The organism is Aristophania sp. ESL1100 (assembly GCF_058511235.1).
Map to the genome: position 1 here is coordinate 1 of NZ_CP196395.1, position 9,260 is coordinate 9,260.

The following is a 9,260-nucleotide window of genomic DNA, read 5'->3' on the forward strand; positions in this document are numbered from 1 at the left end:
CGGTAATGCCAGCTCGTATTCCCGGCCGGTCTTGGCGTCCTTCCTCTTCTCGGCCGCCTCGGCTGCATTCCACAGAGCGTTCCGGTCCTGCGCCCAGTCCGCGCCATCCGGGGCTACGATGAACGCATCCTCCACCCCCTGCTTGCGGGTGTAGTCATGCGTCAGTCCCTGCCGTTCGTCCGTCAGCTCCTGACCGGCGCGATAGGCAGAAGCAGCCACGACGCTGCGACCAGCCGAACGCGATATGGATTTGACGGATAGGTGGTAGATCGCCACGCCTCGCTCCGTTCAGGAAGGGTTCAGGGAAGGAACGTCCCTGACGCACGCATTGGAACAATGCTAAAGTGCGCCCTTCACTCCTTCGTCGCAAGGGTTGTTTGCACTCCACGAGGAATCAAGAAAACTTCCGAAAAATCGGGTATCCTCAACAGGGTCACGCAGGAATGGAAATCACAACAGACCATTGCACCCACTTGGTGCGGGAGGGAAAATGACACCCATCGAGAAGGCAAAACAGCAGGTCGAGCAGGCCAAGGCCCGGTATCAGGCTTTACTCGCCAGACAGAACGCCGAGGAACGCAAGCTGGACACCCGCCGCAAGGTTATTCTCGGGGGGCTGCTGATCGACGCGGCCGGGAAGGATGAACGCTTCGGCCGGGTCATTGACGAACTGATGAAACGCATCACCCGCGACCACGACCACAAGGCGTTCGAGGGGTGGCAGAAGCCGGAACCTGACAAGTCATGACCGACGAACGCGAGCTGGATGACGGACTGGCCGCGTTCGACCAGCTCGGCCGGGAAATGGCGGAGACGAACCGTCTGCTCCGGGCCGTCCGAACCGATCAGGCCACCCGGAATCGGCAGGAACAGGCCCTGTCAGCCGAAATGCAGACCGCGCTTAAACAGGCCACAGGAGCCTCACAGGAGGCGCTACAGGCCAGTCAGGCCGAAATACGTTCATCTCTACTCTGGACGGGACTGATGGCCTCCCTGATCGTTCTGGTGGCGTTTGGCGGGGGATATTTCTTCGGTCAGAAGTCCGGATGGGAAACCGGGCACGCGGAAGGATACCAGAAAGCCCGGAATCAGGAGGCGGCCGCGAGCTGGGCGAACACCCCGGCCGGACAGCGGGCTTATGGCCTCGATCGACGGGGCAGCCTCGACCTGCTGACCCTGTGCCAAGGGAACGGCTGGACCACGGAACGCCAGAAAGGCGGCACGGTCTGCTTCCCGAACGCGGACGCCAAGGGAAACATAACCGGCTGGTATATCCCCTGACAGTCACAGGATAGGGAAAGCCGCCCAGCTCCCTCCTCGCTTCCTGAGCCATTTTCTTTTGCCCGATTCTGCTGGCGTTACAGGGGCCGGGCGAGCGCGGAGCGGGAGCGGCGTAGCCCGCCCGCAGGGCGCCGGATCAGACCCCGGAATGGCAGTTTTCCACCGAAAAAAGGGGGGACAATAGGGGGATTAGATTCTTTTCTTTTTCTTAGGGATCGCCACACCCCGCAGAGAACCTAGAAAAATGGCTTGTTTTAAGTCCCGGATTCTGGGACTAATTGATCCCGGATTCCGGGACTTAAAAACGGGTTCTCCACAGGGAGCGAAACATGGCCCAGATTGTGCGCCTCACCACCAAGCCGCAGCGATCCGGACAGGAGGAAGCTGCACAGGCGGCCGAGCAACTCTCGCTCCTGTCTGAAGAACTCCTGAAGCATTTGCCCGGAGAGGCGCGTATAGCCATCTCACGGGCCACACACGCGCTACAGAAGGCCGCGCGACCAGACACCACCGAAGGGCTTTGGCCGGGAGGTTTCACCATGTTGAGCCGTATGCAGACCGCCACGATCTGGGACGCCATCCGCGAGTTACCATCTGACGACCGGCCCAATCAGGTGCGCCATGCCTTCGACCTAGTGCTGCTTAATCTCCGGCAGGACACAGGCGAAGTCCTGCTCACCCGCGACCAGCTCGCCGAACGGATCGGATGTGCCCCCAAACATGTCAGCACAATCATGGGCACACTGGAAAAAATGGGCGTAATCCGCCGCGAACGTCGTAAAATCGAAGGGATGCAGGGGCGAGGTGTCGCCGTGTATTTCATCAACCCGCACGTGGCATGGAACGGCTCGCTGGACGTCCGCAAGGCACAGGCCGCGGAAACCCGGCCACCCATGCAGCTCGAACTTCTCCAAGGGGGTGCGTCATGACCGACCTGTCCGACGAACTGGCCGCCAAAAGGGCCGCAATCCACAAGGCCCGGAACAGCACGAAACCCGCCGTTCCAGCCGAACAGGTTCTAACGATCCTGAAAGCCGATCTGGCCCGCGTTCAGGCGGCGATTGACGCACTGCCACACGAGGAACGGCGTGCAGGTTGAATGGTCCGATGAAGCCCTGACAGACCGGGCCGCCATCGTTGACTACCTGCTTCCCCGCAATCCTCACGCGGCCAAACGGATTTTGCTCCGGCTGATCGACGCCACCACAGACCTCGCCATGTTCCCGAACATCGGCCGAGAGGGTGAGGATAATACTCGCGAATGGGTAGTCGTCCGTCCCTATGTGTTACTCTATGAGGTAGAAGAAACGGCCAAAATCGTTCGGGTTCTTCGGGTTTGGCACACGTCACAAGATCACTGATGGTCAATGTAAATTGACATATATCCATATATCTATCAAAATAGATATATGGATACTGAAGCTGCCTTACTTACCCTGAGTGCCCTCTCTCAATCTACCCGCCTCGAAATTTTCCGCTTGTTGGTGCGCCATGAACCAGATGGCCTTCCCGCTGGGGAGATCGCGCGTCAGTTAGCGTTGCCGCAGAATACGATCTCCGTCCATCTGGCCACATTGACCCGCGCTGGTCTGCTGACCTCACAGCGCCATAGCCGTCAGATCGTTTATCGTGTGTCCCTGCCATGCTTGCGAGAGCTGATGCTGTTTCTGGTCAAGGATTGTTGTGCGGGCAGTCCCGATCTCTGCACTCCCCTTGTCGCGGATTTGTCTGCCTGCTGCTCAAATCCGGAAACCTGCTCATGACCATCACGATCTACCACAACCCGGCCTGCGGCACGTCGCGCAACGTGCTCGCACTCGCCCATAATGCACGAATGGACCATAATGACCGAATCTGACTTGCCAGCCCTCCACCCCGAATATCTTGAACAGGTCGATCTCGCGCGGCTGGAACCGCAACCGCGTGTGGACCATCCGCCGCGTATCCTACTGCTCTATGGCTCTTTACGTTCCCGATCCTTCAGCCATCTGTTGGTTCTTGAGGCGGAACGCATCCTGAAGGTGCTGGGGGCCGAGACACGGGTGTTTGACCCGACCGACCTGCCGGTAGCGGATTCTGTGTCCGCGACCCATCCGAAAGTGCAGGAACTACGGGAACTCTCGATCTGGTCGGAAGGTCAAGTCTGGTGCAGCCCTGAACGGCACGGGAACATTACCGCCGTGTTCAAGAACCAGATCGACTGGCTGCCATTGTCCGAAGGATCGATCCGTCCGACTCAAGGCCGCACGCTGGCGGTCATGCAGGTCTCAGGCGGATCGCAGAGTTTCAATTCCGTCAATGCCCTGCGGGTGCTGGGCCGGTGGATGCGGATGTTCACCATCCCCAACCAGTCCAGCGTCCCAATGGCCTATACGCAGTTCGGTGATGATGACCGGATGAAGCCGTCCCCTCTCTACGACCGGATGGTGGATGTCATGGAGGAATTGATGAAGTTTACGTGGCTACTCCGGGATCGATCCGATTACCTCGTGGATCGTTACAGTGAACGGAAACATGACAACCAACATTTAAACACCACCTCAATATAGCTAGAATCCTATATCTGGCCCGCTATCATAATCTCGGCCTCTACTTCGTCCCCGTGACCGCCCCAAAGATCGGCCTCGTTCCTGCTGGAGCTGCTTCTGCCGCTCCAGCTCGGCGTCTTTCCGAGCTTCCTCGGCCGCCCGCATGTCCTGCTGGCGCTGCATATCCCGCCTGATCTCGGCCTGACGCGCCAGCTCCTGCCGTTGGCGTTCGGCTTCCCTCTCCCGTTCCATCCGCTGCCCGATCTTCCGGGCCAGACCGACCGCCAGCCGAGCCTTCTTCTCAAGGCCGGAGAACAACTCCTGCGCCTTCTCCACGGCCTTGCGGGCCGTTTCCATTACCCGGTTCCGCTCGCGGATTTCCGCGTTCTGCTTCCCGAGATCCGTCACCGGCTCCCGGCCGGGGGTCTCGCGGGCCGCCTGTCGCTCTAGGGCGGTCGCTGACACGCCCATATGCCGGGTCGGCTCCTGTTCCCTCCCCTGGCGCTCGAAGCTCCGATGATCCACTCGCTGTTCGACCTGGTGCCGTTCCAGCGCCATGTTCACCTGACGCGCCCATACACCCCGCATATGCTCGATCTCGGCCGAGGCGGTGCTGGCCACGTCCAGAACCCGCGTCTTGGCCCCCAGCCCATCCGCTCCGGCCGTCCGGGTCGTGGTCAGGATGTGCGCGTGATGGTTCCGGTTATCCCCTTCCCGGCCGGGTTCATGGATCGCAACATCGGCCACCACCCCGTACCGCGCCACCAGTTCACGGGCGAAATCTCGGGCCAGTTCCTTCCGTGCGCCCGCGTCCAGCTCGGCCGGTAATGCCAGCTCGTATTCCCGGCCGGTCTTGGCGTCCTTCCTCTTCTCGGCCGCCTCGGCTGCATTCCACAGAGCGTTCCGGTCCTGCGCCCAGTCCGCGCCATCCGGGGCTACGATGAACGCATCCTCCACCCCCTGCTTGCGGGTGTAGTCATGCGTCAGTCCCTGCCGTTCGTCCGTCAGCTCCTGACCGGCGCGATAGGCAGAAGCAGCCACGACGCTGCGACCAGCCGAACGCGATATGGATTTGACGGATAGGTGGTAGATCGCCACGCCTCGCTCCGTTCAGGAAGGGTTCAGGGAAGGAACGTCCCTGACGCACGCATTGGAACAATGCTAAAGTGCGCCCTTCACTCCTTCGTCGCAAGGGTTGTTTGCACTCCACGAGGAATCAAGAAAACTTCCGAAAAATCGGGTATCCTCAACAGGGTCACGCAGGAATGGAAATCACAACAGACCATTGCACCCACTTGGTGCGGGAGGGAAAATGACACCCATCGAGAAGGCAAAACAGCAGGTCGAGCAGGCCAAGGCCCGGTATCAGGCTTTACTCGCCAGACAGAACGCCGAGGAACGCAAGCTGGACACCCGCCGCAAGGTTATTCTCGGGGGGCTGCTGATCGACGCGGCCGGGAAGGATGAACGCTTCGGCCGGGTCATTGACGAACTGATGAAACGCATCACCCGCGACCACGACCACAAGGCGTTCGAGGGGTGGCAGAAGCCGGAACCTGACAAGTCATGACCGACGAACGCGAGCTGGATGACGGACTGGCCGCGTTCGACCAGCTCGGCCGGGAAATGGCGGAGACGAACCGTCTGCTCCGGGCCGTCCGAACCGATCAGGCCACCCGGAATCGGCAGGAACAGGCCCTGTCAGCCGAAATGCAGACCGCGCTTAAACAGGCCACAGGAGCCTCACAGGAGGCGCTACAGGCCAGTCAGGCCGAAATACGTTCATCTCTACTCTGGACGGGACTGATGGCCTCCCTGATCGTTCTGGTGGCGTTTGGCGGGGGATATTTCTTCGGTCAGAAGTCCGGATGGGAAACCGGGCACGCGGAAGGATACCAGAAAGCCCGGAATCAGGAGGCGGCCGCGAGCTGGGCGAACACCCCGGCCGGACAGCGGGCTTATGGCCTCGATCGACGGGGCAGCCTCGACCTGCTGACCCTGTGCCAAGGGAACGGCTGGACCACGGAACGCCAGAAAGGCGGCACGGTCTGCTTCCCGAACGCGGACGCCAAGGGAAACATAACCGGCTGGTATATCCCCTGACAGTCACAGGATAGGGAAAGCCGCCCAGCTCCCTCCTCGCTTCCTGAGCCATTTTCTTTTGCCCGATTCTGCTGGCGTTACAGGGGCCGGGCGAGCGCGGAGCGGGAGCGGCGTAGCCCGCCCGCAGGGCGCCGGATCAGACCCCGGAATGGCAGTTTTCCACCGAAAAAAGGGGGGACAATAGGGGGATTAGATTCTTTTCTTTTTCTTAGGGATCGCCACACCCCGCAGAGAACCTAGAAAAATGGCTTGTTTTAAGTCCCGGATTCTGGGACTAATGATCCCGGATTCCGGGACTTAAAAACGGGTTCTCCACAGGGAGCGAAACATGGCCCAGATTGTGCGCCTCACCACCAAGCCGCAGCGATCCGGACAGGAGGAAGCTGCACAGGCGGCCGAGCAACTCTCGCTCCTGTCTGAAGAACTCCTGAAGCATTTGCCCGGAGAGGCGCGTATAGCCATCTCACGGGCCACACACGCGCTACAGAAGGCCGCGCGACCAGACACCACCGAAGGGCTTTGGCCGGGAGGTTTCACCATGTTGAGCCGTATGCAGACCGCCACGATCTGGGACGCCATCCGCGAGTTACCATCTGACGACCGGCCCAATCAGGTGCGCCATGCCTTCGACCTAGTGCTGCTTAATCTCCGGCAGGACACAGGCGAAGTCCTGCTCACCCGCGACCAGCTCGCCGAACGGATCGGATGTGCCCCCAAACATGTCAGCACAATCATGGGCACACTGGAAAAAATGGGCGTAATCCGCCGCGAACGTCGTAAAATCGAAGGGATGCAGGGGCGAGGTGTCGCCGTGTATTTCATCAACCCGCACGTGGCATGGAACGGCTCGCTGGACGTCCGCAAGGCACAGGCCGCGGAAACCCGGCCACCCATGCAGCTCGAACTTCTCCAAGGGGGTGCGTCATGACCGACCTGTCCGACGAACTGGCCGCCAAAAGGGCCGCAATCCACAAGGCCCGGAACAGCACGAAACCCGCCGTTCCAGCCGAACAGGTTCTAACGATCCTGAAAGCCGATCTGGCCCGCGTTCAGGCGGCGATTGACGCACTGCCACACGAGGAACGGCGTGCAGGTTGAATGGTCCGATGAAGCCCTGACAGACCGGGCCGCCATCGTTGACTACCTGCTTCCCCGCAATCCTCACGCGGCCAAACGGATTTTGCTCCGGCTGATCGACGCCACCACAGACCTCGCCATGTTCCCGAACATCGGCCGAGAGGGTGAGGATAATACTCGCGAATGGGTAGTCGTCCGTCCCTATGTGTTACTCTATGAGGTAGAAGAAACGGCCAAAATCGTTCGGGTTCTTCGGGTTTGGCACACGTCACAAGATCACTGATGGTCAATGTAAATTGACATATATCCATATATCTATCAAAATAGATATATGGATACTGAAGCTGCCTTACTTACCCTGAGTGCCCTCTCTCAATCTACCCGCCTCGAAATTTTCCGCTTGTTGGTGCGCCATGAACCAGATGGCCTTCCCGCTGGGGAGATCGCGCGTCAGTTAGCGTTGCCGCAGAATACGATCTCCGTCCATCTGGCCACATTGACCCGCGCTGGTCTGCTGACCTCACAGCGCCATAGCCGTCAGATCGTTTATCGTGTGTCCCTGCCATGCTTGCGAGAGCTGATGCTGTTTCTGGTCAAGGATTGTTGTGCGGGCAGTCCCGATCTCTGCACTCCCCTTGTCGCGGATTTGTCTGCCTGCTGCTCAAATCCGGAAACCTGCTCATGACCATCACGATCTACCACAACCCGGCCTGCGGCACGTCGCGCAACGTGCTCGCACTCGCCCATAATGCACGAATGGACCATAATGACCGAATCTGACTTGCCAGCCCTCCACCCCGAATATCTTGAACAGGTCGATCTCGCGCGGCTGGAACCGCAACCGCGTGTGGACCATCCGCCGCGTATCCTACTGCTCTATGGCTCTTTACGTTCCCGATCCTTCAGCCATCTGTTGGTTCTTGAGGCGGAACGCATCCTGAAGGTGCTGGGGGCCGAGACACGGGTGTTTGACCCGACCGACCTGCCGGTAGCGGATTCTGTGTCCGCGACCCATCCGAAAGTGCAGGAACTACGGGAACTCTCGATCTGGTCGGAAGGTCAAGTCTGGTGCAGCCCTGAACGGCACGGGAACATTACCGCCGTGTTCAAGAACCAGATCGACTGGCTGCCATTGTCCGAAGGATCGATCCGTCCGACTCAAGGCCGCACGCTGGCGGTCATGCAGGTCTCAGGCGGATCGCAGAGTTTCAATTCCGTCAATGCCCTGCGGGTGCTGGGCCGGTGGATGCGGATGTTCACCATCCCCAACCAGTCCAGCGTCCCAATGGCCTATACGCAGTTCGGTGATGATGACCGGATGAAGCCGTCCCTCTCTACGACCGGATGGTGGATGTCATGGAGGAATTGATGAAGTTTACGTGGCTACTCCGGGATCGATCCGATTACCTCGTGGATCGTTACAGTGAACGGAAACATGACAACCAACATTTAAACACCACCTCAATATAGCTAGAATCCTATATCTGGCCCGCTATCATAATCTCGGCCTCTACTTCGTCCCCGTGACCGCCCCAAAGATCGGCCTCGTTCCTGCTGGAGCTGCTTCTGCCGCTCCAGCTCGGCGTCTTTCCGAGCTTCCTCGGCCGCCCGCATGTCCTGCTGGCGCTGCATATCCCGCCTGATCTCGGCCTGACGCGCCAGCTCCTGCCGTTGGCGTTCGGCTTCCCTCTCCCGTTCCATCCGCTGCCCGATCTTCCGGGCCAGACCGACCGCCAGCCGAGCCTTCTTCTCAAGGCCGGAGAACAACTCCTGCGCCTTCTCCACGGCCTTGCGGGCCGTTTCCATTACCCGGTTCCGCTCGCGGATTTCCGCGTTCTGCTTCCCGAGATCCGTCACCGGCTCCCGGCCGGGGGTCTCGCGGGCCGCCTGTCGCTCTAGGGCGGTCGCTGACACGCCCATATGCCGGGTCGGCTCCTGTTCCCTCCCCTGGCGCTCGAAGCTCCGATGATCCACTCGCTGTTCGACCTGGTGCCGTTCCAGCGCCATGTTCACCTGACGCGCCCATACACCCCGCATATGCTCGATCTCGGCCGAGGCGGTGCTGGCCACGTCCAGAACCCGCGTCTTGGCCCCCAGCCCATCCGCTCCGGCCGTCCGGGTCGTGGTCAGGATGTGCGCGTGATGGTTCCGGTTATCCCCTTCCCGGCCGGGTTCATGGATCGCAACATCGGCCACCACCCCGTACCGCGCCACCAGTTCACGGGCGAAATCTCGGGCCAGTTCCTTCCGTGCGCCCGCGTCCAGCTCGGC

At 60.3% G+C, this 9,260-nt stretch carries 16 protein-coding genes and 3 pseudogenes; 16 read left to right on the plus strand and 3 right to left on the minus strand.

What is annotated here, in order from left to right:
- Nucleotides 1–276, minus strand: a 276-nt coding sequence (locus tag ACSYSY_RS09470; protein ID WP_491708272.1) for a MobA/MobL family protein, incomplete at its 3' end; no start/stop codon positions are given.
- Nucleotides 277–490: 214 nt separating this feature from the next.
- On the opposite strand from ACSYSY_RS09470, the gene ACSYSY_RS09475 reads away from it, so the two are divergent.
- The 8 genes and pseudogenes from ACSYSY_RS09475 to arsH (ACSYSY_RS09510) all read left to right on the plus strand — a co-directional run bounded on the left by ACSYSY_RS09475 (nt 491) and on the right by arsH (ACSYSY_RS09510) (nt 3,830).
- Entirely contained in the window at nt 491–748 is a 258-nt protein-coding gene (locus tag ACSYSY_RS09475; protein ID WP_008852986.1) for a mobilization protein, read from the plus strand.
- On the plus strand, nt 745–1,281 hold the full coding sequence (locus tag ACSYSY_RS09480) for a 6TM ABC transporter family protein (protein ID WP_086656566.1): 537 nt from the start codon (nt 745–747) through the stop codon (nt 1,279–1,281). The genes ACSYSY_RS09475 and ACSYSY_RS09480 overlap by 4 nt, the downstream gene beginning before the upstream one ends.
- Nucleotides 1,282–1,610: 329 nt before the next feature.
- Nucleotides 1,611–2,210 (plus strand): helix-turn-helix domain-containing protein, encoded by a 600-nt coding sequence (locus ACSYSY_RS09485; protein WP_040509871.1) that lies wholly within the window; start codon nt 1,611–1,613, stop codon nt 2,208–2,210.
- The gene (locus ACSYSY_RS09490) at nt 2,207–2,380 is read left to right on the plus strand and encodes a hypothetical protein (protein WP_008852989.1); all 174 of its coding nucleotides are present in this window, start codon (nt 2,207–2,209) and stop codon (nt 2,378–2,380) included. The genes ACSYSY_RS09485 and ACSYSY_RS09490 overlap by 4 nt, the downstream gene beginning before the upstream one ends.
- Nucleotides 2,370–2,642, plus strand: a complete 273-nt coding sequence (locus ACSYSY_RS09495; RefSeq protein WP_040509872.1) for a type II toxin-antitoxin system RelE/ParE family toxin — start codon at nt 2,370–2,372, stop codon at nt 2,640–2,642. The genes ACSYSY_RS09490 and ACSYSY_RS09495 overlap by 11 nt, the downstream gene beginning before the upstream one ends.
- A 48-nt stretch (nt 2,643–2,690) precedes the next feature.
- Complete coding sequence (locus ACSYSY_RS09500) at nt 2,691–3,044, plus strand: ArsR/SmtB family transcription factor (protein ID WP_083813692.1); 354 nt, start codon at nt 2,691–2,693, stop codon at nt 3,042–3,044.
- Nucleotides 3,041–3,112 (plus strand): annotated as a pseudogene (locus ACSYSY_RS09505) (arsenate reductase); the annotation flags it as partial. The gene ACSYSY_RS09500 and the pseudogene ACSYSY_RS09505, both read left to right, overlap by 4 nt.
- A 13-nt stretch (nt 3,113–3,125) precedes the next feature.
- Nucleotides 3,126–3,830 carry an arsenical resistance protein ArsH gene (gene arsH / locus ACSYSY_RS09510; RefSeq protein ID WP_086656569.1) on the plus strand — a complete coding sequence of 235 codons (705 nt, stop codon included), beginning with the start codon at nt 3,126–3,128 and terminating at the stop codon, nt 3,828–3,830.
- Here the strand turns inward: arsH (ACSYSY_RS09510) and mobQ are convergent, their stop codons facing one another.
- Nucleotides 3,831–4,907: a MobQ family relaxase gene (mobQ, locus tag ACSYSY_RS09515; protein ID WP_491708273.1), complete on the minus strand. Its 1,077-nt coding sequence runs from the start codon at nt 4,905–4,907 to the stop codon at nt 3,831–3,833.
- A gap of 214 nt (nt 4,908–5,121) precedes the next feature.
- Between mobQ and ACSYSY_RS09520 the strand changes: the two genes are divergently transcribed.
- From ACSYSY_RS09520 to arsH (ACSYSY_RS09555), 8 genes and pseudogenes are all read left to right on the plus strand, one after another.
- Nucleotides 5,122–5,379 (plus strand): mobilization protein, encoded by a 258-nt coding sequence (locus ACSYSY_RS09520; protein ID WP_008852986.1) that lies wholly within the window; start codon nt 5,122–5,124, stop codon nt 5,377–5,379.
- A complete protein-coding gene (locus ACSYSY_RS09525; RefSeq protein WP_086656566.1) occupies nt 5,376–5,912 on the plus strand; it encodes a 6TM ABC transporter family protein in 537 nt (178 codons plus the stop codon). The genes ACSYSY_RS09520 and ACSYSY_RS09525 overlap by 4 nt, the downstream gene beginning before the upstream one ends.
- A gap of 328 nt (nt 5,913–6,240) precedes the next feature.
- Nucleotides 6,241–6,840, plus strand: coding sequence for a helix-turn-helix domain-containing protein (locus tag ACSYSY_RS09530; protein WP_040509871.1), 600 nt, complete (start codon nt 6,241–6,243; stop codon nt 6,838–6,840).
- Nucleotides 6,837–7,010, plus strand: a complete 174-nt coding sequence (locus tag ACSYSY_RS09535; RefSeq protein WP_008852989.1) for a hypothetical protein — start codon at nt 6,837–6,839, stop codon at nt 7,008–7,010. Before ACSYSY_RS09530 ends, ACSYSY_RS09535 begins: the two co-directional genes overlap by 4 nt.
- Entirely contained in the window at nt 7,000–7,272 is a 273-nt protein-coding gene (locus ACSYSY_RS09540; RefSeq protein WP_040509872.1) for a type II toxin-antitoxin system RelE/ParE family toxin, read from the plus strand. The genes ACSYSY_RS09535 and ACSYSY_RS09540 overlap by 11 nt, the downstream gene beginning before the upstream one ends.
- Before the next feature lie 48 nt (nt 7,273–7,320).
- Nucleotides 7,321–7,674: an ArsR/SmtB family transcription factor gene (locus ACSYSY_RS09545; protein ID WP_083813692.1), complete on the plus strand. Its 354-nt coding sequence runs from the start codon at nt 7,321–7,323 to the stop codon at nt 7,672–7,674.
- Nucleotides 7,671–7,742: pseudogene (locus ACSYSY_RS09550) on the plus strand (arsenate reductase); the annotation flags it as partial. The gene ACSYSY_RS09545 and the pseudogene ACSYSY_RS09550, both read left to right, overlap by 4 nt.
- A 13-nt stretch (nt 7,743–7,755) precedes the next feature.
- Nucleotides 7,756–8,459 (plus strand): annotated as a pseudogene (arsH, locus tag ACSYSY_RS09555) (arsenical resistance protein ArsH).
- Here arsH (ACSYSY_RS09555) and ACSYSY_RS09560 read toward each other — a convergent pair.
- Nucleotides 8,460–9,260: MobA/MobL family protein (locus tag ACSYSY_RS09560; protein ID WP_491708274.1), on the minus strand; the 801-nt coding region annotated here is incomplete at its 5' end.